Source organism: Azospirillum sp. A23 (genome assembly GCF_042938965.1).
GTDB lineage: Bacteria > Pseudomonadota > Alphaproteobacteria > Azospirillales > Azospirillaceae > Azospirillum > Azospirillum melinis.
The window spans coordinates 133,539-154,818 of record NZ_CP170664.1 but is presented as its reverse complement, the minus strand read 5'-3'; the positions used below and the strand labels follow the sequence as shown (position 1 = coordinate 154,818).

Annotated in this window: 19 protein-coding genes; 8 read left to right on the top strand and 11 right to left on the bottom strand. The window is 67.2% G+C overall.

Features of this window, described 5'->3' with window-relative positions; translation table 11 throughout:
* Nucleotides 1-5: 5 nt before the first annotated feature.
* From ABNQ40_RS06115 to ABNQ40_RS06105, 3 genes are all read right to left on the bottom strand, one after another.
* Nucleotides 6-1,376, bottom strand: a complete 1,371-nt coding sequence (locus ABNQ40_RS06115; RefSeq protein ID WP_391345808.1) for a chloride channel protein — start codon at nt 1,374-1,376, stop codon at nt 6-8.
* Between the two features lie 169 nt (nt 1,377-1,545).
* A complete protein-coding gene (locus ABNQ40_RS06110; RefSeq protein WP_158285642.1) occupies nt 1,546-1,719 on the bottom strand; it encodes a hypothetical protein in 174 nt (57 codons plus the stop codon).
* A gap of 546 nt (nt 1,720-2,265) precedes the next feature.
* Complete coding sequence (locus tag ABNQ40_RS06105) at nt 2,266-4,530, bottom strand: carbohydrate-binding domain-containing protein (protein ID WP_391345806.1); 2,265 nt, start codon at nt 4,528-4,530, stop codon at nt 2,266-2,268.
* 425 nt (nt 4,531-4,955) lie between these two features.
* Here ABNQ40_RS06105 and ABNQ40_RS06100 point away from each other — a divergent pair, with 425 nt between their 5' ends.
* Nucleotides 4,956-5,441, top strand: coding sequence for a thioesterase family protein (locus ABNQ40_RS06100; RefSeq protein WP_247880142.1), 486 nt, complete (start codon nt 4,956-4,958; stop codon nt 5,439-5,441).
* 74 nt (nt 5,442-5,515) lie between these two features.
* Nucleotides 5,516-5,941: an Lrp/AsnC family transcriptional regulator gene (locus ABNQ40_RS06095; protein ID WP_109453031.1), complete on the top strand. Its 426-nt coding sequence runs from the start codon at nt 5,516-5,518 to the stop codon at nt 5,939-5,941.
* 42 nt (nt 5,942-5,983) lie between these two features.
* Here the strand turns inward: ABNQ40_RS06095 and pyk are convergent, their stop codons facing one another.
* The 5 genes from pyk to ABNQ40_RS06070 all read right to left on the bottom strand — a co-directional run bounded on the left by pyk (nt 5,984) and on the right by ABNQ40_RS06070 (nt 10,465).
* Nucleotides 5,984-7,408: a pyruvate kinase gene (pyk, locus tag ABNQ40_RS06090; protein ID WP_391345804.1), complete on the bottom strand. Its 1,425-nt coding sequence runs from the start codon at nt 7,406-7,408 to the stop codon at nt 5,984-5,986.
* Nucleotides 7,409-7,671: 263 nt separating this feature from the next.
* The gene (locus ABNQ40_RS06085) at nt 7,672-7,863 is read right to left on the bottom strand and encodes a hypothetical protein (protein ID WP_391345803.1); all 192 of its coding nucleotides are present in this window, start codon (nt 7,861-7,863) and stop codon (nt 7,672-7,674) included.
* Between the two features lie 80 nt (nt 7,864-7,943).
* On the bottom strand, nt 7,944-8,867 hold the full coding sequence (locus ABNQ40_RS06080; RefSeq protein ID WP_391345801.1) for a hypothetical protein: 924 nt from the start codon (nt 8,865-8,867) through the stop codon (nt 7,944-7,946).
* 244 nt (nt 8,868-9,111) lie between these two features.
* On the bottom strand, nt 9,112-9,486 hold the full coding sequence (locus ABNQ40_RS06075) for a hypothetical protein (RefSeq protein WP_391345799.1): 375 nt from the start codon (nt 9,484-9,486) through the stop codon (nt 9,112-9,114).
* Between the two features lie 67 nt (nt 9,487-9,553).
* Nucleotides 9,554-10,465 (bottom strand): MurR/RpiR family transcriptional regulator, encoded by a 912-nt coding sequence (locus tag ABNQ40_RS06070; protein WP_109490608.1) that lies wholly within the window; start codon nt 10,463-10,465, stop codon nt 9,554-9,556.
* 209 nt (nt 10,466-10,674) lie between these two features.
* On the opposite strand from ABNQ40_RS06070, the gene ABNQ40_RS06065 reads away from it, so the two are divergent.
* From ABNQ40_RS06065 to ABNQ40_RS06050, 4 genes are all read left to right on the top strand, one after another.
* Complete coding sequence (locus ABNQ40_RS06065) at nt 10,675-11,469, top strand: transporter substrate-binding domain-containing protein (RefSeq protein ID WP_109490607.1); 795 nt, start codon at nt 10,675-10,677, stop codon at nt 11,467-11,469.
* A gap of 187 nt (nt 11,470-11,656) precedes the next feature.
* A complete protein-coding gene (locus tag ABNQ40_RS06060; protein ID WP_109490606.1) occupies nt 11,657-12,331 on the top strand; it encodes an amino acid ABC transporter permease in 675 nt (224 codons plus the stop codon).
* Nucleotides 12,324-12,974 (top strand): amino acid ABC transporter permease, encoded by a 651-nt coding sequence (locus tag ABNQ40_RS06055; RefSeq protein ID WP_109490605.1) that lies wholly within the window; start codon nt 12,324-12,326, stop codon nt 12,972-12,974. The genes ABNQ40_RS06060 and ABNQ40_RS06055 overlap by 8 nt, the downstream gene beginning before the upstream one ends.
* Nucleotides 12,961-13,725, top strand: coding sequence for an amino acid ABC transporter ATP-binding protein (locus ABNQ40_RS06050; protein ID WP_109490604.1), 765 nt, complete (start codon nt 12,961-12,963; stop codon nt 13,723-13,725). Before ABNQ40_RS06055 ends, ABNQ40_RS06050 begins: the two co-directional genes overlap by 14 nt.
* 56 nt (nt 13,726-13,781) lie before the next feature.
* On the opposite strand, the gene ABNQ40_RS06045 is transcribed toward ABNQ40_RS06050, so the two are convergent.
* Complete coding sequence (locus ABNQ40_RS06045; protein ID WP_109490603.1) at nt 13,782-15,278, bottom strand: PLP-dependent aminotransferase family protein; 1,497 nt, start codon at nt 15,276-15,278, stop codon at nt 13,782-13,784.
* A 100-nt stretch (nt 15,279-15,378) separates the two neighbouring features.
* Between ABNQ40_RS06045 and ABNQ40_RS06040 the strand changes: the two genes are divergently transcribed.
* Both ABNQ40_RS06040 and ABNQ40_RS06035 read left to right on the top strand, forming a co-directional pair.
* Nucleotides 15,379-16,002, top strand: a complete 624-nt coding sequence (locus ABNQ40_RS06040; RefSeq protein WP_109490602.1) for an FMN-binding negative transcriptional regulator — start codon at nt 15,379-15,381, stop codon at nt 16,000-16,002.
* A gap of 560 nt (nt 16,003-16,562) precedes the next feature.
* Nucleotides 16,563-18,962, top strand: coding sequence for a cellulase family glycosylhydrolase (locus tag ABNQ40_RS06035; RefSeq protein ID WP_109490601.1), 2,400 nt, complete (start codon nt 16,563-16,565; stop codon nt 18,960-18,962).
* A gap of 87 nt (nt 18,963-19,049) precedes the next feature.
* Here ABNQ40_RS06035 and ABNQ40_RS06030 read toward each other — a convergent pair whose 3' ends face one another.
* Nucleotides 19,050-19,895 carry an oxaloacetate decarboxylase gene (locus ABNQ40_RS06030; protein WP_109490600.1) on the bottom strand — a complete coding sequence of 282 codons (846 nt, stop codon included), beginning with the start codon at nt 19,893-19,895 and terminating at the stop codon, nt 19,050-19,052.
* Between the two features lie 109 nt (nt 19,896-20,004).
* A complete protein-coding gene (locus ABNQ40_RS06025) occupies nt 20,005-21,183 on the bottom strand; it encodes a hypothetical protein (RefSeq protein ID WP_109490599.1) in 1,179 nt (392 codons plus the stop codon).
* Nucleotides 21,184-21,280 lie beyond the last annotated feature (97 nt).

Genomic DNA, 21,280 nt, shown 5'->3' with positions numbered 1-21,280 from the left:
TCTGGTCAGGGCGAGGGGATCGCCGCTGCCTTGGGCGGGGCCGGCTTGCCGGCCTCGTCGGTCCGCAGCACCGCCAGGAAGGCGTCGGCCATGGCGTGATAGATTGAGTGCGGGCAGACCAGCCGGGACAGCGTGGTGGCGAGCGCCGCGCTCAGCATCAGCGGCAGCAGCATGTCGGGCGAGGCGCTCATCTCCGTGACGATGACGACGGCGGTCAGTGGCGCCTGCACCACGCCTGCGAAATAGGAGACCATCGACAGCAGCACCACCGCCTCCAGCGAGCTGTCCGGCAGCAGCCCGCCGACGATCGAGCCGATGCCCGCCCCCACCGACAGCGAGGGCGAGAAGATGCCGCCGGGAATGCCGCAGATGCCCGACAGGGCGGTCGCCAGCAGCTTGGCCGGGGCGTAGTACCAGGGCAGGGTCTCCACCCCGTCGAGCACGGCGCGGGCCTGCTCGTAGCCGGTGCCGAAGGTCAGGCCGCCGGTGGCGGCGCCGATGACGGCCAGGGCGAGGCCGCAGCCGAGCGCGACGAACACCGGATGGCGGCCAACCCGCCCGCCCAGGCCGCAGCGGATCCAGCGCGACAGCCACAGCAGCAGGCTGCTGAAGCCGCCGCCGGCCAGACCGCCGACGAGGCCGGTCGCCAGCACCGCCTTCCAGTCCTGCCAGCTGGCCGAGGCTGCGGTGTGGCCGAAATAGGCATAGTTGCCGAGCAGGGCCACGGCGACCAGACCGGCCGCCACCACCGCCACCAGCACGAGGCCGCTGGTCCGCTTCTCGAAGCTGCGGGCCATCTCCTCAATGGCGAAGACGATGCCGGCAAGCGGCGTGTTGAAGGCGGCGGCGACGCCGGCCGCCCCGCCGGCGAGGATCAGCCCGGGCTCCCGCCCCAGCCCGGCGAGGGAGCCGGCCATCAGCATGATCGAGGCGCCGACCTGCACCGTCGGACCCTCCCGCCCGATGGAGGCGCCGCAGGCCAGCCCGACCAGGGTCAGCAGGATCTTCCCCACGGCGATGCGCGGCGACAGCAGCCGGCGCTTGGCCGCCGGATCCTGGACATGGCGGGCGGCGATGGCCTGGGGAATGCCGCTGCCCTGCGATCCCGGCACCACCCGCAGCGCCACCCAGGCCGAGACGGCCAGACCCAGCGGGGTCAGCAGGAAAGGCAGCCAGGGCGATGCCGCCTCCGCCAGCCGGAACAGCTGCTGGGCATAATCGGCGGCGCGGGCGAACAGCACGGCGACCAGACCGACCACGCCGGCACCGGACCAGAACAGCAGGCGCCGACGCCAGTTCCTGGGCGACATCCAGACATGGCGGGGGCGGCGCAGCCGATTGGGCAGCGGGTGGTGCGGGCGGTTGGCGGAAGGCATTGGACGGGCCGGAAGCGGGGGAACAGACGGGTGAAACGGCGGAAGGCCGAATTTAGGTCCGTCTTTCTCCGCAGAACCAGCGGCAGTCATGCAGATCTGGGGTCACGGTCCGGGATTACGTGGGCCCGGGGGGCACAGATCCAGCCCGGTCACGCGTGAGGATCGGGCATCAGCGGCGGACGACGCTCACGGTGTGGGGCTTGGACGCGGAACGGCTGCCGCGCGAGGCGATGGCGGCGCCTTGCAGGGTCTGCTGGCTGCGGCGCTTCTGCGCCTGCTCGACCTCGCGGCGGAAATTGGGGCCGAGAGCCTCGTAGGCGGCCTTCAGCTCCGGGTCGTTCATCCAAATTTCGCGGCGATCCATGGTTTCCTCTTATATTGGCTGGCCGCCGGCCGGATGCCGGACAGACCTGCGGCGTGCCGCCCCTGAAGACGCTGTGCAGAAACTGCGTCGCGGGCGGGTCATCCGGCGTTTTTATCAGGATGACGCCCGCGTTCCTTTTGGAAGGCGGGAGCGGCATGACGACTGACAGGTTGGGGCGGTCGGTCTTCACTTCAAGATACGCCCGGTGTCGGATCGGGCGACTTTTCGAAAGCCATAACGCCCTGTCCGACCCAAGGTTCCAGCCGGACTGTCTTCGGCCGCAGGTGATAGGACTGGGGGATTCCCCCTCTCCCCCCTGCTCTCGCGCAAACGAAGTTTGCGCTGACGCGACAGGCGGACCTTTGGTCCGCCGAAAGCGGGGAGAGGGTCGGGGTGAGGGGGATGCAATACGAGAATTCAATCAATAAGCGGAAGTGAGCGATTCTTGAACATCCTCGCCGCGCGACCCCCTCACCCTAACCCTCTCCCCGGGGGGGAGAGGGGATCTTGTGGTGGGAGAGCGGATCAGGCGTGCAGCAGGCCGATGTCGCTGTAGGCGATGTGGTCGAAGCCCAGGCCGTAGACCGGCGAGTTCGACGCCAGGCTGAAATCGTCGGCACCCGGATTGACGAAGGCCGGGTTCAGGATCACCGAGCCCTTGTCGTAGCCGGCGGCCTGCCAGTTCGACAGCGTGCCCCAGGCGCCGCTCGACATCACTTGCGGCCAGGCGTCGAACTCCTTCTCGGCGGTGTTCAGGCTGCTGTAGAAGTTGTTGTGGAGGTTGCCGACATTGGCCGGGCCGTAGATGTGGACGGCCGTGCCCTCGCGCACGTCGATGACGTTGCCCGAGATGTCGTTGCTGGTCATCGTGTGGCCCTTCCAGCCGCTCCAGGCGACATCCTGCTGGAGGCCGATCTGGGCGCCGCTGTTGCCGGCGATGACGTTCTCGGTGACCGTGTTGTTCCAGCCGCCATGCAGGAAGACGCCGCCGATGTTGTCGTGGACGACGTTGCCCTTCACCGTGGTGCCGCTGGTCCAGTCGTCGAGATAGATGCCCCAGCTCGCCACGCTGCTCGACGGGTTGGTCGCGGTGGTGCCCGACACGTCGTTGTTGATGACGGTGTGGTTGGCCAGATCCTGCTGGCGGTTGATCAGGTAGATGCCGCCGCCGTCGTTGGACTCCAGATTGGCGTTGATCACCTTGTTGTAGGAGATGGTCACGCGGTAGGCCGCGTCGCTGCCGTCCGTCTGGACCGAGCCGACGGCGATGGCCTTCTCCGGCGAATTTTCGATCTGGTTGTGGGTGACCTTGACGTCGGAACTGCCGTTGATCCAGATGCCGGCGTCGCCGCGGTCGGCGGCGTTGGGGTGCCGGATCAGGTTGTCGGAGACCAGCGTGGCGTTGGAGCCGGCCTTGACGAAGATCGACTCGGCGCCGGTGTTGTCGAACTGGTTGCCGGTGACCTTGCTGTTGGCGCTGTTCTGCACCGTGATGCCGTAGCCGCCGCCCTTGACCACATTGTTGGCGAAGGTCAGGCCGGCCGCGTTGTCGGCGTAGACATAGTGGCCGCCGACGACGCCGTCGGCGAAGGTCAGGCCTTCGATGGTGACGTTCTTGGCGCCGCCGAGGCCGAAGGACACCGTGGCGTTGGAGCCGCCGTGGATCACCGCCTTCTCGCTGCCGTAGCCGACGAAATGCACGCCGCTGTCCTGGCCGTCCAGCCACAGCCCGTTCTGGCGGTAGTCTCCGCCGCGGATGTAGGTGGTGTCGATGTTCGGGTCGGCGCGCATGGCCAACTGGGCCTTCTGCAGCGTGGCGAAGGGGCCGTCGGTGCCGTCGGCGTTGGGAGCGGCCAGCTTGCCCGACCAGCTGTCCTTGCCGTTGGTGGCGACGTAGAAGGCCGGGCCGGTCGGGGTGGGATTGGTCGGGGTGGTGGGAGTCGTCGGCGTGGTGGGCGTGGTGGGGGTGGTCGGGGTCGTCGTGGTGCCGGCCGGGAAATCGGAGGCCGGGGCGTTCACCACCAGCGTGCCGTTCCACCACATGCCCTTCTGGCCGGCGATCACGTCCTTGCCGTCGAGCGCGCCCTTGTCATAGCTGACGGCGCTGTCGGTCGCGGCGTATTTGTGGCCGTTGATTGAGATGCTGTTGACGGTCAGGCTGCGGTCCTGGCCGTTGATCACCGCATCGTTGTCGTACTGGATCTGCACCTTGTGCGCGACGCGGTCGGCGACGTCGGTGGTGAAGCTGAAATCCTTGGCGGCGGTGCCGGCGGTGCCCTCGCCGATCTGCTTGCCGTCGACCAGCACCTTGAAGTGGGCGTTGACGCCGCCCGCCGGGGTGCCGGAGGCGTTCACCACGATGGTGTCCTTGGCCGACGCAGGGGTCGCGGTGACGGCGGTGGGGAAATAGCTCTTGTCGGCGTTGACGACCAGCGTGCCGTTCCACCACAGGTTCGACTGGCCGGCGACGACGTCCTTGCCGTCCAGCGCGCCCTTGTCGTAGCTGACGATGCCGGCGGTCGGCGCGATCGTCTTGCCGCCGATGCTGATGCTGTTGACGGTCAGGCTGCGGTCCTGGCCGTTGATGACGGCGTCGTTGTCGTACTTGATCTGCACCTTGTGCGCGACGTCGCTGGTCAGCACGGGCGTGAAGACGAAATCCTTTGCCGTCGTGCCGGCGGTGCCCTCACCCACCTTCTGGCCGTCGACCAGCAGGGTGAAATGGGCATTCACGCCGCCTGCGGCCTTGCCCAGGGCGTTCACGACGATCTTGGTAGCGGAAGTGGCCATCGGTTCGGTGTCCTCGCCTGATGTGCCCGTCGGCCTCGGCCGCTCTTGGGGCGGCCGGCCATGGGGCCTGATGTCCGTTTTGGGCCTGAACCCGGATGCGGGACGCAGGATGGCGGGGTGCTGCGGGATCTTTGTGTGATGTTTGCCCTAAAAAGAGCGGAATCCGCGACAAATTGCGGACATCCGGGCCGGAGGCCTGTTGCGGCCGTTGTCGTGATTGCAGTGCAGCATTTCCGCAACAGCGCGGGGTGCGAAACTTGCGGTTTTCACCTATTGATGAAGGAAGCCGTTGAACGAAAGGTGCTTTTCCCGGATTGTTTGGAATAGCTACAACTTTTTGCCGCCGGAACGAGACGCGGCGACCGCGAGGCACCGGGCATCCCCATATGTCAGGCGACCGGAGCGGAACAAGGATTGACCGAGAGATGCCTGAGTACAGCGAGCGGACGCGCCGCCCCGACGATCACCCCGGCCACCGGCCTCTGCCGCCGGGCTGTTTCCGGATGCAGCGGCCCATTCGCTTTTCCCACTGCGACCCGGCCGGCATCGTCTATTTCCCGGTCTATTTCGACATGTTCAACGGGGCGGTGGAGGACTGGTTCACCCAGGGGCTGGACATCGACTATGCGACGATGATCCTGCAGCGCCGCCTGGGCCTGCCCATCGTGCATGCCGAATGCGACTTCGTCATTCCCAGCCGGATGGGCGACACGCTGACGCTGGGCGTCCTCCTGGAGCGGCTGGGCCGCAGCTCCCTCCAACTGCGCATCAACGGCGAGCATGAGGGGCAGGTCCGCCTGTCGGGCAGCCTGACGGTGGTCACCACCTCGCTCGACGATTTCGCCGCCGTGCCGATCCCGGACGACATCCGGGAGGCCATGAAGCGCTATCAGGCGGGCTGCGAGGTCTGACACATTGCGCATTTACCCCCTCTCCCCCCCGGGGAGAGGGGATTATGCGTGCTCTTCCCCCGTGACGGACCATCATGGACGATTTCGACCGCCGGCTGATCGATCTGTTGACGGTGAACGCCCGCACCAGCACGGCGGCGCTGGGCCGGGCGCTGGGGCTGTCGCGTTCGACCGTGCAGGACCGCATCGCCCGGCTGGAGCGGCAGGGCGTGATCTCCGGCTATACCGTGAAGCTGGGCGATCCGGCGCCGCGGCGCGGCGTGTCGGCGCTGGTGATGATCAGCGTGAATGCCCGGCTGGCCGACCGCGCCGTCCATGCCCTGCGCAAGATGCCGGAGGTCCTCCGGCTGCACAGCATCAGCGGGCAGTACGATCTGTGCGCCACCGTCGGCACCGAAACCCATGACGCGATGGACGCCGCACTGGACGCCATCGGCCGGCTGCCGGGGGTGGAGCGGACGATGTCGTCCATCGTGCTGTCGACGAAGATGGAACGGTAAAAGCCAGCGGAGCGGCGGGGGTGCCGCCGCTCCGCTGCGGCCTCAGGCCTTGCCGTCCATGTGGATGACGCGCAGGTTGTTGGTGGTGCCGGCCTGGGCGAAGGGGATGCCGGCGACGACCACCAGGGTGCCGGTCTTGCCGGCCAGTTCCTCCGAGCGCCCGATGGCGATGGCGCGGTCGACCATCTCCTCGTAGGTGCGGATGTCGTCGGACAGCACGCTGTGGGCGCCCCACAGCAGGCAGAGCCGGCGCGACACCGCGGTGTCGGGGGTGATCGCCAGGATCGGCACCTCCGGCCGCTTGCGGGCGATGCGCGCCGCGGTGGTGCCGCTGGAGGTGAAGGCGACGATGGCCGAGGAATGCAGGGTGTCGGCCAGATCGGCGGCGGCGGCGGCCACCGCGTGGGGCGGCGTGTGCTCCTCGCCCGGATGGGTCGCCTGGATCAGCGAGCGGTAGAGCTTGTGCTGCTCGGTGGAGCGGATGATGCGGTCCATCATGGTGACCGCTTCGACCGGATACTGGCCCGACGCCGATTCGGCCGACAGCATCACCGCGTCGGCGCCGTCATAGATAGCGGTCGCCACGTCCGACGCCTCGGCCCGCGTCGGGGTCGGGGCGGACACCATCGAATCGAGCATCTGGGTGGCGACGATCACCGGTTTCACCGCGAGGCGGCAGGCGCGCACCAGCTCCTTCTGGCGGCCGGGCACGTCCTCGTGCGGGATTTCGACGCCGAGGTCGCCGCGCGCCACCATCACCGCGTCGGACAGGCGGATGATGTCGTCGATCTTCTCCAGCGCCTGCGGCTTCTCGATCTTCGCCATAATGCCGGCGCGGTCGCCGATCAGGCCGCGGCCTTCCAGGATGTCGCCCGGCTTCTGCACGAAGGACATGGCGACCCAGTCGACGCCCAGCTCCAGCCCGAAGGCGAGGTCGGCGCGGTCCTTGGCGGTCAGCGGCGACAGGTCGAGCACGGTGCCCGGCAGGTTGACGCCCTTGCGGTTGGAGATGGTGCCGCCGACGACGACCTTCGCCTCGATCCAGTCGTCGCCCAGCTCGGTCACCTCGACGCGGACGCGGCCATCGTCGATCAGCAGATGGTGGCCCGGCATGATGGCGGCGAAGATTTCCGGGTGCGGCAGCGGGATGGAGCGCTTGTCGCCGTCGGTCCCCTGGAGCACGAAGCGGATCTGCTCGCCGGTGGATACTGCGATCTTGCCGTCGCGGATGGTGCCGACGCGGATCTTCGGACCCTGGAGATCCTGAAGGATGCCGATGGGGCGGCCGACCTCGGCCTCCAGCTCGCGGATGGCGCGGTGGACCTTGGCGTGGTCGTCGTGGGTGCCATGGCTGAAGTTCAGCCGGAACGTGTCGACACCGGCCAGGAACAGGGTCTTCAGCATCTCGGGCGAGTTGCTGGCCGGTCCGACGGTGGCGACGATCTTGGCGCGGCGATGACGGCGCATATGGTTCCGGCCGCGGGGGCCGTCCTCTGTTGGCTGGGCCGTCCGGTGCGCCGCCGGGGCGGCCACCATGGGAGGACGGCGTGGTGACTGGTCAGCGGCGCGAGCGGCGGGGACGGGCGGCCGTTCGGGGCAGCCCGTTTACCGTTCGCGTGCCATACCAAGGTGTCGCCATTGCCGCCGGAAAGCAAGGCGGCAGGCAGGGGATGGGGGAATGGACCGGCGCGAAACAGCGGGCGGCCCCGCCTTGCCGCGCCGGATGGCGCTCAGCCGCGCGCCCTGGTCAGCAGCCAGTGCAGGGCCGCATCGGCCGGATGGGTCAGGGCGAAGAGGAGCGCCGAGCGGACGATTTGAAGTGCCGACGGCGAAGCGCCGGGCCTGACCCGGATGTCCGCCTCCAGCAGACCGACGATGCCGACGAGCAGATAGGCGCAGGTGCAGAACCACAGGAACGACATGAGGCCTCCAGTCGGAGACGTCATGTCACCCCTGTGGTTAAGGATGCTCTAACGCCGGCTTTGCCGGCCGTTATCGAAGATCAGTCGGCGACGACGAGGCGGTCGCGCCGCTGGGTGCCGATGCGGCCGCCGATCGCGGCGGCCAGCGCGCCGAGCAGCAGGGCGACGGTGCCCCAGATGCCGGCGGCGGACAGGGTGTTGCTGGTCGCCTTGGCGGCGTTGGTCGCCGTCTCGGCCGCCTGCTGCTTGGCCGACCCGAACTGCTGTTCGAGCTGCTGGAGCCGCTGGCGGGCCTGATCCTCGGGGATGCCGGCCTGCTGGGCGACGATGGAGACCGCCTGCTGGCGGGCTTGGTCGGCCTCGGGACCGCCGGACGCCATCTTGGTCAGGGCGCTGAGCAGCTGCGTGCGGGCATCCTCGCCGCTGCGCTGCTGGTCGGCCGGGCGCAGCAGATCCTCGGCCTGCCGGCGCAGATCCTCGGCCGACAGCCCGGACGCGCGGGCGACCTCCGGAACCGCCTGCTTCACCGTCTGGGCGACGCCCGAGGTGGCGCTGCCCAGCGCGTTGAATGCACCGCCGGTGATGCTGCCCAGCGTGGTGGTGACGAGATAGGCGCTGATCAGCAGCGCGAAGGCCCAGGTCAGAAGGCCGTGGATCAGGCCGTCGCCGCGGGTCGGCACCCCGGCGAGCCGGGCCGCGACATAGCCGCCGACGCCGAGCGCCACCATGTAGCTGACCGTCCACCACAGCCCGGCGCTGATCCCGAAGGAACTCGCCTGCGGCAGGGCGTCGCGTCCGGCGCCGGGGTCGATGGCCGTCATGCCGATGCCCAGCCCGAGCATGCTGAGCAGCAGTTGGATCGCCAGGGCAAGGACAACGCCGGCAAAGACACCCGCCCAGGAGACGCGGCGATGGACTCCCGGCCTCACCTCCACATCGCCAGCAAGGACTGTGCGGCGTGGTCCCGAGTCGGGCGACGAGTAGGCACCGTGCTGTGTGATCATGCTCAAGGTCCTTAAGCCTGGAGGGGACGCAAAAGACTGGAGTCTCCGATTTCCAGGGTCGCAAATGATCGATCCTGGACTGTGGACATCGGAGACTCTTCACGCCTTGAACATCATGCCCGCAGCAAAAGTTCCTCGCGAAAACAGCAGGTTCCGGACGGTTTGAAAGGCGATGAGAGACCTGACTCCTTTTGTGAGTACGATGACGAAACGCGGAGAATAACGATAATTCTTTTGATGGAAATTATGTTTCCGCATTCTTTCCTGTGCCGGGCGCTTTGCGCAGCCAGCCGAAGGACAGGACCAGCCGTTCGCCGACCCCCTCGGTCACGCGGTGCGGATGGAGGTCCGGGCGGAAATACTTGATGCGGGGCCGGTCGATGATCGCCTCGTCGCACAGGAACAGGCCGCCCGACGCCGGCTGGCGCAGGATGATGTTGACGCGGTGGTGCTCGAAGCCATCCGGCGCCGGGTCGACATGCTCGTCGAGGCCGCTGGTCGACGGATAGCGCAGCAGATAGCAGTCGAAGCGCAGCCGGGCCGAGCGGGCCAGCAGCATCTTGAAATAGTCCCTGCCGCCATTCTCCTGGCGGCCACGGTCCCACCGCAACCAAGCCATCGCCCTGCTCCTGACCGTAAATCGCGCATCCGGTGGATGCTATCCGAGCGCAGTCGGTGCAACAGACTCACAATTCGCCAAGCCGGTCATGCAGATCCTCGACGGCGCGGATGCGGGCGCGGCCGGCCTCGCCGGTCAGCGGGATCAGCTCGGCGGCGAGCGCGTGGATCACCGCCAGGGCGGCGACATGGGTGTCGAGGGCGGCGAGGCTGCGCGTCTCGCAGCGGAAGGTCAGCGGCGGCGGCGGGGCCTCCAGCGCGGAATGGCTGTCGGCGATCAGGATGGTGGGGATGCCGCGCTCCCCCGCAATGCGCAGCAGGCGGACGATGGCCGGCGGGCGGCGGCGGATGCCGACCAGGAACAGCAGGTCGCCCGAATTCAGATCGGCCAGCGTCTCCGCCATCGTCTCGCCGGTTGCCGCCAGCTGGTGGACCTCGCCACGGACCTGGATGAACTGCCAGCGGGCATAGCCGGCCAGGAAGGCGCTGTTGCGCGCCCCGCAGACCCAGATGCGGCGGGCGTCGGCGAGCGCGCGGGCCGCCCGCGCCAGCATCGCCGGGTCGGTCTGGCGGGCGGTGGCGGCGAGCGCCTCCGCGCTGCGCTGGAAATGCGCGTCGAGCGGCGCCGGGTCGCCGTCGGAGGCCGCTGACGATGCGGAGGCCGGGCCGCCGGGCGGCAGCAGGAACAGCGGCGAGCCCCAGTCGCCGCCGCGCCGGGCGGCCAGACGGGCCGCCTCGAAGCCGGCATAGCCGAGCCGGCGGACCAGACGCGACACCGTCATCTTCGACACGCCGGCCCGGCCGGCCAGCTCGGTCGCCGAATAGCCCGACAGCTCGCCCGGACAGGCGAGGATCACATCGGCGAGCTGTCGCTCCATAGGGCTGAGGTCGCCATAACGGTTGCGGATGCGGGCGGTCAGCGACGGTTCGCCTGCCTCCGGTCCATCCGGGGCCTGTGCGGCGTAAATTGCCTGTTTCATGGGCTGATCGCCTCTGGACTTCGGCGTTTGCACAAAAAATGGATTCCGGGGCTGCAACCAAAGCGGTGTTACATGTGTAACAGCTCCTTACGCTGGCGGGATAAGCGTAACATTCCTGCGCCTTTGCAGCACACCTGAATTCTTAGGACGAAAGTGGCACATGGTTTGAAAAGGAGGGTCATCGTCTTTCGGTTCGGAGATCAGGTGCCATGCGGTTCGCGAAGATTCTGGGTGCTCTCGGCCTTGCCACGGCGGTTCTGGCCGGCGGTTTCGCTCCCACCCATGCAAAAGCCGACGCGCTTGAGCGCATCGCCAAGGAAAAGGTGCTGCGCGTCGCCGTTCCGCAGGACTTCCCGCCCTTCGGCTCGGTCGGCACCGACCTGAAGCCGGTCGGCTACGACATCGACGCCGCCACCCTGATCGCCAAGGAAATGGGCGCCAAGGTGGAGCTGGTGCCGGTGACCAGCACCAACCGCATCCCCTACCTGACCACCGGCAAGGTCGATCTGGTGATCTCCAGCCTGGGCAAGAATGCGGAGCGCGAGAAGGTCATCGACTTCTCCACCGCCTACGCCCCCTTCTACAACGGCGTCTTCGGCCCCGACGATATCAAGGCCGAGAAGGTCGAGGATCTGGACGGCAAGACCGTCGGCGTCACCCGCGGCTCGGTCGAGGACATCGAGCTGTCGAAGATCGTGTCGGACAAGGTCACCGTCCGCCGTTACGAGGACAACAACGGCACCATCTCCGCCTTCCTGTCGGGTCAGGTGCAGCTGGTCGCCACCGGCAACGTGGTGGCCGCCGCCATCTTCGAGCGCAACCCGCCGCGCCAGCCGATCCTGAAGTTCCTGGTCAAGAACTCCCCCTGCTTCGTCGGGCTGAACAAGAACGAGGGGCCGCTCCTGGAGAAGGTCAACGCCATCATCGCCAAGGCGAAGGACGACGGCTCGCTGAACGACATCGCCAAGAAGTGGCTGCACGCGCCGCTGCCGAAGGATCTGTGAGGTAAGGCTGCCCTCTCCCGCCCCGGGAGAGGGAGGGGACCCGCGCCGAAGGCGTGGGGAGGGTGAGGGGCGAGCCGGACATGGATCCCCCTTATCCTTGGAGCACCCCTCACCCTTCCCAAGCTGCGCTTGGGCCCCTTCCCTCTCCCGGGGCGGGAGAGGGAGATTCTCCGCGACGGACCTTCGGATGGCCTACAGTTTCGATTTCTCGTCCCTGCTGGACTATACGCCCGTGCTGGTGGACGGGGTGGCGACCACCGTGGCGCTGACCGCGGTCAGCACGGTGCTGGGGGTGGCGCTCGGCATCGGCGGGGCGGCGGCGCGGACATCCAGCGTCAAGCCGCTGGCGGTCGTCGTCGGCGCCTATGTCGAGCTGATCCGCAACACGCCCTTCCTGGTCCAGCTATTCTTCATCTTCTTCGGGCTGCCCTCGCTGGGCATCCGGCTGGCGGAATGGCAGGCGGCGGTGCTGGCGATGGTGATCAATCTCGGCGCCTATTCGACCGAGATCATCCGCGCCGGCATCGAGGCGACGCCGAAGGGCCAGATCGAGGCCGGGGCCAGCCTGGGCATGACCGGGCCGCAGATCTTCCGCTATGTCGTGCTGGGGCCGGCGATGGCGAAGATCTGGCCGGCGCTGACCAGCCAGATCGTCATCGTCATGCTGGGCTCGTCGGTCTGCTCGCAGATCGCGGCGGAGGAGCTGAGCTTCGCCGCCAACTTCATCCAGTCCCGCAATTTCCGGCCCTTCGAGGTCTATTTCCTGGCGACCGCGCTGTATCTGGCGCTGGCGGTGGCCCTGCGCTGGATCTTCAGCCTGATGGGGCAGCGGATGTTCGCCAAGGGGGTGTCGCGTGCTTGAGTTCACCCTGTGGGACATCCTGTCCAACCTGCTGCTGGCGGCACGCTGGACGGTGCTGCTGTCGCTGATCGCCTTCGTCTCCGGCGGGGTGGCCGGGCTGCTGCTGCTGGTCGCCCGCGTGTCGCCGGTGCCGCCGCTGCGCATCGCGGCAAAGCTGTTCATTGAAATCTTTCAGGGCACGCCGCTGCTGATGCAGCTGTTCATCGTCTTCTTTGCCTTGCCGCTGATCGGCATCGAGACCTCGGCCTGGACATCGGCCGCCGTCGCGCTGACGCTGTTCACCGCCGCCTATCTCGCCGAGATCTGGCGCGGCTGCGTCGAGGCGGTGCCGAAGGGCCAGTGGGAGGCCTCGGCCAGCCTCGCCATGACCTTCCCCGAGCAGATGCGCCACGTCATCCTGCCGCAGGCCCTGCGCATCGCCGTGCCGCCGACCGTCGGATTCTCGGTGCAGGTGGTGAAGGGCACGGCGGTGACCTCGATCATCGGTTTCGTCGAGGTGACGAAGGCCGGGACCATGATCACCAACGCCACCTTCCAGCCCTTCCTGGTCTATGGGCTGGTCGGGCTGATCTATTTCGCCCTGTGCTACCCGCTGTCGCTGTCGGCCAAGGCGCTGGAAAGGAAGCTCAATGTCGCCCGTTAACACGTCCGCCACCGTCCGGCCCCTGGTGAAGCTGTCGGCCATCCGCAAATCCTTCGGCCCGGTGGAGGTGCTGAAGGGTGTCGACATGGCGGTCGAGGAGGGACAGGTCGTCGCCATGATCGGCCGCAGCGGATCGGGCAAGAGCACCCTGCTGCGCAGCATCAACGGGCTGGAGCGCATCGACGGCGGCGTGATCGAGGTGGACGGCGAATGCGTCGATCCCGGCCAGATCGACCTGCGGGCGTTGCGCCAGAAGGTCGGCATGGTGTTCCAGCAGTTCAACCTGTTCCCCCATCTGACCGCCGGCGAGAATGTGATGCTGGCGCTGAAGGTGGTGAAGAAGCAGGACAAGGCCGCCACCCGCACCGCCGCGGAATCGGCGCTGGCGAAGGTCGGGCTGGGCCACAAGTTCGACGCCTACCCGTCGCAGCTGTCGGGCGGCCAGCAGCAGCGCGTCGCCATCGCGCGGTCGCTGGCGATGGCGCCCAAGGTTCTGCTGTGCGACGAGATCACCTCGGCGCTCGACCCCGAGCTGGTGGCCGAGGTGCTGGGGGTGGTGCGCAAGCTGGCCGAAGAGGGCATGACGCTGATCCTGGTGACGCACGAGATGCGCTTCGCCCGCGAGGTCTGCGACCGGCTGGTCTTCATGCATGGCGGCCGCATCGCCGAACAGGGACCGCCGGCCGAGCTGTTCGACCGGCCGTCCACGCCGGAACTGGCGCAGTTCATCGGCATGGTCGAGGCGCGCTGACCGGCGCGCCCTCATCGGCCGGAGTTGTGAGAGTGTGGAGACCGTTCGACCAGGGTTCAGGCCAAGATTTCGAGGGCGGCGCCCAGCCTTTCGATACCCTGGGCGATCTCACGGCCATCCAGGCCGGCATAGCCGATCACCAGACCGGGATGGTCCGGACGGTCGGAAAGGGATGACGGGTCGTAGAGAGGGGTGATGGGATACACGCCCACACCCGCCGCCCGTGCCGCCGACACGATCATGGCCTCCCGCTCCAGCGGAAAGCGGGTGAGCCAGGCGACGACATGCAGCCCGGCCTCGGCGCCGTCCACCCTGACCCCGTCGCCGAACCTTGTCCGCAAGGCGGCCAGCAGAGCGGCGCGCCGTTCGCCGTTGCGCCGCCGCACCCGGCGGACGTGCCGTTCATAGGCGCCGCTGGCGAGCAGTTCCGCCAGGGCGCTCTGTTCCAGTGCCGGCGTGTGGCGGTCCGCCAGCCGCTTCGCCGCGCGGAAGGGCTGGATCAACGGCCGGGGAACCACGAGATAGCCGAGCCGCAAGGCCGGCGAGAGCGTCTTCGACACCGTGCCAAGATAGATAACGCTTCTGGCCCTATCCAGGGTTTGCAGGGTGGGGATGGGGGCGACGTCGAAACGATATTCACCGTCATAGTCGTCCTCGATGACAGTGGCCCCGCAGGCCCGCGCCCAGGCCAGCAGATCCTGGCGGCGGCTGACGGACATGACGCTGCCGAGCGGGAACTGGTGCGACGGCGTCACATAGGCCAGACGGGCAGGCGGCAGCCGCTCCGTGCGCATGCCTTCCCGATCCACCATCTGCGGGATCAGCCGGGCGCCGGTGGCGGTGAGGATGTCCCGGACCGCCGCATAGCACGGATTCTCGACAATCGCCGGCTCTCCGGGATCGAGCAGAAGCCGCACGCTCAGGTCGAGACCCTGCTGCGATCCGTTCACCACGATGATCTGGTCGGGATCGCAGCGCAGCCCCCGGGCCCGCCAGAGATAGGCTTGCAGGGCCGAGCGGAGTTCGGGCGAGCCGGACGGATCGCCATAGCGCAGGCGGGATGGACGGCACAGGATGGCGGCGTCGACGGCCCGCTTCCAGGTGAGGGTCGGGAAGTCCGACGCGGCGAGTTCGCCATAGCGGAAGTCGATGACGGGCGCATCGGGTCCGGGGAGATGCTGCATGGGAAGGCCGGCCAGCCGGCGCCCGAACTCCGAGAGCCGGGGTGGTGGCGCGCCGGTGTCCGGTGGTACCGGCCGTCCCGTTTTCAGCCCGTCGGGTCTCAGGTCATTCGGGCTCAGGCCAGCCAGTCTCAGGCCTTCCGGGACCTGTGGCCTCGCGCCCTGCCTCACCTCCAGATAGCCCTCGGCGGCGAGCTGCTCATAGGCGGCTGTCACCGTCGTGCGGGACACGCCGAGGTCGGCGGCGAGCGCGCGCGACGACGGCAGGCGCGCGCCGGGCGGATAAACACCGTCGGCGATCTGGGTCCTGATCGCGTGAACGATCCGGGAGGCGATGGTCCGGACCCCATCCGGCTGCGGAAGCGTGGGCATCGACTGGACCGGTCGGAAAGAGGGAAACTGGCTGTTCAGTGTGGGCCAGTTTTCGCGGAAACTCCATCCCGACAAACCTTATTCCGACAGGGAGGCCCCAATGTATGTCCCAGCCGCGTTCCGCGAAACCGATCTGCCCTTCATCCATGAGACGATGCGGGCCGCCGGGCTCGCCAATCTCGTGACGACCACGGCCGGCGGGCTGCTGTGTACTCCCCTGCCCCTGTTCCTCGCTGCCGACGAGGGCGGGATGGGCACGCTCTACGGGCATGTGGCGAAAGCGAATCCGCAGTGGCGGGAGACCCCGGCGGCGGAGGCCCTGGCGATCTTCATGGGGCCGGACGCCTATGTCACCCCGTCCTGGTACGAGGGCAAGAGCCGGGACGGCAAGGTCGTTCCGACCTGGAATTACGTCGCGGTCCACGCCTATGGCCCGGTCGAGTTCTTCGAGGATGCCGACCGGCTGCTCGATGTCGTCACGCGGCTGACCGACCGTCACGAGTCCTCGCGCCCGCAGCCCTGGGCCGTCGGCGATGCCCCGCCCGACTTCGTCCGGGCGCAGCTGCGCGGCATCGTCGGTGTGCGGCTGCCCATCGCCCGGATCGACGCCAAGCGGAAGATGAGCCAGAACCGCAGCGAGGCGGATAGGGCGAATGTGAAGGCGGAACTCTCCAGGAGCGGATGCGCCCGGGAACGTCGGGCCGCCGCCCTTATCCCAAAATGACGCCGGATTGCGCCGCCCGGGCGACGTCATGGCCAAAAAGGAACATAATCCTTTAATAAATCGCTGAACGCCGCGGTCGCGCGACGCCACGCCCTCACGATTGTTAACTTTTTTGCGGGCAAAAAAGGCCGTTTGCGATTTTGACCTACCCCCAAGGCTGTAATTCAGCCCGACAGGTGTCTATCAATCCAGTGCCCGAATGTGTCAGTATTTATGGATCATATCTGCAATCATCTCGCGGTATTTTTGAAATAATGATGCGCATCTGTGGGGAGTGTATCGGGTCATCCCATCTATGTCTTTTGAGAGTAACTGTGCAAGCTCAGCAAAGGCAAAGTGGATATTGGCGTTATTAAAGGAAGACTGTTGGCATGACGGCGAAACCTGTGACCATGATGGGATATAGTGCGCTGATCTGATCCCTCCCCCTTGAACACCCCTGTGACGATCTGGGCCAAATTTGCCACAAGGTTCGAGAAAAGTTAACCGGATTTGGAAAGGTTTCGTTAACCATTGGAGCCCCAGCATGGCTTCAACACAACGGACATAGGATCGAAGTCATGAGCACGACCACCTCGCCGAGCAAGATCGTCGTCAACGCCTACGGCCAGTCCCTGGATGGCGTCACGCCGCATTTCAAGCTGCTGGTGGATGGTCAGGAGGTCGGTTCGGCCAATGCGGCCGACCCCTCGTCGAAGGCATACAGCTTCACCGCCGACCTTGCCGCGAACACGGCGCACAAGATTCAGGTCGTCTACGACAACGACACCGCGACCGGCGCCTTTCGCGACCTTTACGTCCAGTCGATCGAGGTCAACGGCCACACGCTGAAGCCGACCGACGCCATCTACGAACGCTATGACGATGCCGCCCCGGCGCCGACGCAGGCCGGCCAGGAAGCCATGTGGTGGGACGGCGCGCTGACCTTCAGCACCCCCGCCAACTACTACGGCGGCGCCCAGACCGCGGCCCCGGCCGCTCCCGCCGCCCCTGCCGCTCCGGCCGCCGGCACCGCGCAGAACGTCATCACCGTGAATGCCGCCGGCAACGCGGCGGGCGGCGAAGGCGCTCACTTCACCGTGCTGGTCGACGGCAAGGCCATCGGCGAGGGCACGGCCACCAGCACCGACGCCAAGGATTACAAGTTCACCGCCGACCTGACGCAGGGCGCCGCCCATTCGGTCGAGGTGAAGTACGACAACGACGCCGTCATCGACGGCACCGACCGCAACCTGTACGTCCACAGCGTCAGCGTCGACGGCAAGAGCGTGGCGGCCACCGACGCCGCCATGTCGGTCCAGCGCACCGCCGATGGTGCCGAGCTGGGGGCGACCACCGATCTCTATTGGGACGCCACGCTGACCGCCAAGCTGGATGCCAGCCATTTCGCGGCCTCGACAGGCTCCACGGGGGGCTCGGCGGGCGGCTCCACCGACGCCGGCAAGGGCGGCACCAGCACGGGCGGGGCGACGGGCGGCTCCACCGGCGGTTCGACCGGCGGCACGACGGGCGGCGACACCTCGCTGTCGCTGAAGGTCGGCAACGTCACGGTGTCCGATCCGGGCATGGTGCAGAGCAGCAGCACGATCAACGGCTTCCTGCACACCAACGGCAACCAGATCGTCGACGAGAGCGGCAACAACGTCCGCCTGACCGGCGTCAACTGGTTCGGCGGCGAGGGCTACAACTACGTGCCGTCGGGTCTGTGGGCGGACAGCTACCAGCACCACATCGACAGCATGAAGGATCTGGGCTTCAACGTCATCCGCCTGACCTGGGCCGACGACATGTTCGACAGCACCGCGGTCACCAACGGCATCGACTATTCGAAGAACCCGGACCTGAAGGGCCTGACCCGGCTGGAGGTCTATGACAAGGTCATCGACTATGCCGGCAAGAACGGCATCAAGGTGATCCTCGACCACCACCGCAACGACGGCGGCGCCGGCACCAACGAGCACGGGCTGTGGTACACCGACAACAACCCCGAATCGAAGGTCATCGAAAACTGGAAGATGCTGGCCGAGCATTATGCCGGCAACAAGGCGGTGATCGGCGCCGACCTGCACAACGAGCCGAGCGTGTCGGCCACCTGGGGTGACGGCAACCAGGCCACCGACTGGGCCGCGGCGGCCGAGCGCATCGGCAACTCGATCCAGACCGTCAACAAGGACTGGCTGCTGCTGGTCGAGGGCACGGAGTGGAGCAGCACGCTGGCCGGCGTGAAGACCCATCCCATCGAGTTCGACACCCCCAACAAGCTGGTCTATTCGCCGCACGCCTACGGCCAGAGCGTCGGGCAGTTCAGCTGGCTGTCGGATCCGAGCTATCCGGACAACCTGCCGGCCCAGTACGACAGCATGTGGGGCTACATCTACAAGAACAACATCGCCCCGATCCTGGTCGGCGAGTTCGGCGGCCAGATGACCAGCGCCGCCGAGCAGACCTGGGCCAGCACGCTGATCAAGTACATGAACGGCGACTGGAACCTGGACGGCAAGAGCGATCTGGCGGCCGGCCAACAGGGCATGAACTGGACCTACTGGGCCTGGACGCCGGAATCGGGCGACGTCGGCGGCCTGCTGCAGGACGATTACAAGACCGTCGATCCGACCAAGATGAACATCATCAAGGCGGGCCTCGCCGCCAACTCCGGCAACTCCGGCACCGTCGCCGGCAGCGACGAGGCGGTCTTCACCGTGCAGCTGGCCAAGGCGGTCACCACCGCCACCACCATCGAGTATGCGACCGAGGACGGCACCGCCAAGGCCGGCACCGACTACACCGCCGCCCATGGCAGCCTGACCTTCCAGCCGGGCGAGACCACCAAGACGGTCACCGTGCACATCACCGGCGACAACGCCGCCAATGAAGGCACGGAGAACTTCCTGCTGCACCTGACCCACGACAACACCAACCTGGGCACCGCCACCGGCTTCATCACCGACCACGCGGCGTAAGGCGCAGCTTTTCTGTCGCACACCTCCATCGCACTGCCGGGCCGGTCCGCGTCGTCACTGACGCGGACCGGCCCTTTATTTGTGTTTTCAGCTCTGCCGGCTGTCCCGGTTCTGTGTCCGGAAGAAGCCGTTCAGGGCGTCGAACGGCTCGGCTTCGGCCAGCGCGTCGAACCGGCCCTCGTCGGCCAGCATCCGCGCCGCCCGCAGGAAGCCGCCCCAGGCGGCGCGGCTGAGCGCGCTGCCCAGGCTGATCCGCCGCACGCCCAACTCGGCGATCTGCGCCACCGTCAGGCCGATCGGCGCCGAGACCAGCAGGTTGAGCGGCTTGGGTCCCACCGCCTCGACCGCCGCCCGGATGGTTTCCGGTGTGCGCAGGCCCGGCGCATAGAGGACGTCGGCCCCCGCCGCCGCATAGGCCGGCAGCCGGCGCATCGCCTCCTCGACGGCGGCCGGATGGTCGACCAGCACGGCCTCGCAGCGGGCGGTCAGCAGCACGCCCGTTCCGCGCAGGGCCTCCGCCGCCGCGGCGATGCGCTCGACGGCCAGATCGAACTCGTACAGCGGCTTCGCCGGATCGCCGGTGGCGTCCTCCACCGACAGGCCGGCGACGCCGGTGTCGGCGCAGAGCCGCAGGTTGCGGGCCAACCCGTCGAGGTCATGGGCATAGCCGGATTCGAAATCGGCATTCACCGGCAGGTCGGTCGCGCGCACGATGCCGGCGATGTGGGACAGCATGTCCGCGCAGGGCACCGCCCAATCGGTGTCGGGAAGCCCGCAGGAGAAAGCGAACCCCGCCGAGGTGGTCGCCAGCGCGCGGAAGCCGAGATGCTCCAGCATCAGCGCGCTGCCGATGTCCCACGGGTTGGGGATGACGAAGCAGCCGTCCTTGTGGAGGTCGGCGAAGGCGGCGCGGGCCTGCTGGCGGTCGGTCATTGCGGGTCTTCCTCTGAAGCGACGGAACGGATTCGGTACAGGGTAAGGCGGCGCTCCGGCATCGGACCGCAGGCGCCGCCCGTCCCCACCCCCTCCTTCCGGCCCGTCCTCAGGCGGCGAACAGGAAGTTGTCGGCGGTCAACTGGCTTGCCTGGACATTCTGCAGTTTCACCGTATCCGATGCCGAAAGCACGATTGTAAGGTCGTTGCCCTCCGCGACCATCGTCAAATCGGCCATCGAGTGCAGGTCGCTGAACTGCCCGATGGCGAGCCGGTCGCCGCCGGCACCGGCCTGGAAGTCGCCGATGACGTCCCAGCCGTCGCCATGGCCGAAGATGAAGGTGTCGGTGCCGCCGCCGCCCAGCATGTAGTCGTTGCCGCCATATCCGACGATCCACTGGTCTCCGACATCGCCGGCAAGGAAATTATCCTGGAATGTGCCAAGGACCTCCCTGGGGGCGTCGTCGTTGCTGATGGCGACATCGGTGGTCTGCGACGGGTTGACGCTATAGCCGTCGGACGGATTCTTCAGCGAAACCTGGAAATGCTCCTTTGAGTATTCGCCATTGTTGTCGGCCCACAAAGGCAGCCGGATGACGGCCTTGCTCTGGCCGGCCTCGAAGGTAACCGAACCGGCCAGGGCGCTCTGCCCGCCGACGAAATCGCTGGCATCCGCCCGCTGGCGCAGATCGCTGGGGCCTCCGGCGAAGCCGACGGACCACTCCACGGTCGCGTTGCCGGACAGATCGCCGGTGCGGGTGACCGGCACCTCGACCATGGTGGTGCCGCCGCCGCTGCCTTCGATGACGGTCATTGCCGTCTCGTTGAGGTAGATGGCGTTGCCCGACGGGACGTCATGTTCCGGCGGATCGAGCAGCAGGCCGTACCAGCCGGAATCCACGCCGGTCTTGAACTGGGACAGGCTCACCCCCTCCAGGCGGATGGAGGAGTCCGGGGCCAGCGTGATGATCGTGTCGCCGCCGTCGGCCGTGGCGCGGGCGAGGACGTCCGCGCTGGTCTTGATGTCGGAAAAAGCGGTGAGATCGAGCGTGTCCTTCTCGCCGCGCATGTTGCCATAGAAGTCCGCGATGACATCCCAGCCGTCGCCCGGACGGAAGACGAAAATATCGTTTCCGCCATTGCCGACCATGTAATCGTTGCCGCGCCCGCCGATGATGATGTCGTTGACCTGATAGTAGGTGGCGTAGGCATTACGCCCGGATATATAATCGCCTTCGTCGGAGCCGTTGATATAGGGAAGGCCGGCCTTCAGATTATTGATGATCATTTTCGTTTCCTCTTATATGTGCTTCGCGGGGATCGTCATGGCCGATGCGGCGTGAGCCGCGCCCGACTACCGGAGCTTGAGGATCGACTGCGGTTGC

Coding starts and splice junctions, on each gene's coding strand:
- ABNQ40_RS06115 (WP_391345808.1), bottom strand. CDS start 1,376: ATGCCTTCCGCCAACCGCCCGCACCACCCGCTGCCCAATCGGCTGCGC.
- ABNQ40_RS06110 (WP_158285642.1), bottom strand. CDS start 1,719: ATGAACGACCCGGAGCTGAAGGCCGCCTACGAGGCTCTCGGCCCCAAT.
- ABNQ40_RS06105 (WP_391345806.1), bottom strand. CDS start 4,530: ATGGCCACTTCCGCTACCAAGATCGTCGTGAACGCCCTGGGCAAGGCC.
- ABNQ40_RS06100 (WP_247880142.1), top strand. CDS start 4,956: ATGCCTGAGTACAGCGAGCGGACGCGCCGCCCCGACGATCACCCCGGC.
- ABNQ40_RS06095 (WP_109453031.1), top strand. CDS start 5,516: ATGGACGATTTCGACCGCCGGCTGATCGATCTGTTGACGGTGAACGCC.
- pyk (WP_391345804.1), bottom strand. CDS start 7,408: ATGCGCCGTCATCGCCGCGCCAAGATCGTCGCCACCGTCGGACCGGCC.
- ABNQ40_RS06085 (WP_391345803.1), bottom strand. CDS start 7,863: ATGTCGTTCCTGTGGTTCTGCACCTGCGCCTATCTGCTCGTCGGCATC.
- ABNQ40_RS06080 (WP_391345801.1), bottom strand. CDS start 8,867: ATGATCACACAGCACGGTGCCTACTCGTCGCCCGACTCGGGACCACGC.
- ABNQ40_RS06075 (WP_391345799.1), bottom strand. CDS start 9,486: ATGGCTTGGTTGCGGTGGGACCGTGGCCGCCAGGAGAATGGCGGCAGG.
- ABNQ40_RS06070 (WP_109490608.1), bottom strand. CDS start 10,465: ATGAAACAGGCAATTTACGCCGCACAGGCCCCGGATGGACCGGAGGCA.
- ABNQ40_RS06065 (WP_109490607.1), top strand. CDS start 10,675: ATGCGGTTCGCGAAGATTCTGGGTGCTCTCGGCCTTGCCACGGCGGTT.
- ABNQ40_RS06060 (WP_109490606.1), top strand. CDS start 11,657: ATGGCCTACAGTTTCGATTTCTCGTCCCTGCTGGACTATACGCCCGTG.
- ABNQ40_RS06050 (WP_109490604.1), top strand. CDS start 12,961: ATGTCGCCCGTTAACACGTCCGCCACCGTCCGGCCCCTGGTGAAGCTG.
- ABNQ40_RS06045 (WP_109490603.1), bottom strand. CDS start 15,278: ATGCCCACGCTTCCGCAGCCGGATGGGGTCCGGACCATCGCCTCCCGG.
- ABNQ40_RS06040 (WP_109490602.1), top strand. CDS start 15,379: ATGTATGTCCCAGCCGCGTTCCGCGAAACCGATCTGCCCTTCATCCAT.
- ABNQ40_RS06035 (WP_109490601.1), top strand. CDS start 16,563: ATGAGCACGACCACCTCGCCGAGCAAGATCGTCGTCAACGCCTACGGC.
- ABNQ40_RS06030 (WP_109490600.1), bottom strand. CDS start 19,895: ATGACCGACCGCCAGCAGGCCCGCGCCGCCTTCGCCGACCTCCACAAG.
- ABNQ40_RS06025 (WP_109490599.1), bottom strand. CDS start 21,183: ATGATCATCAATAATCTGAAGGCCGGCCTTCCCTATATCAACGGCTCC.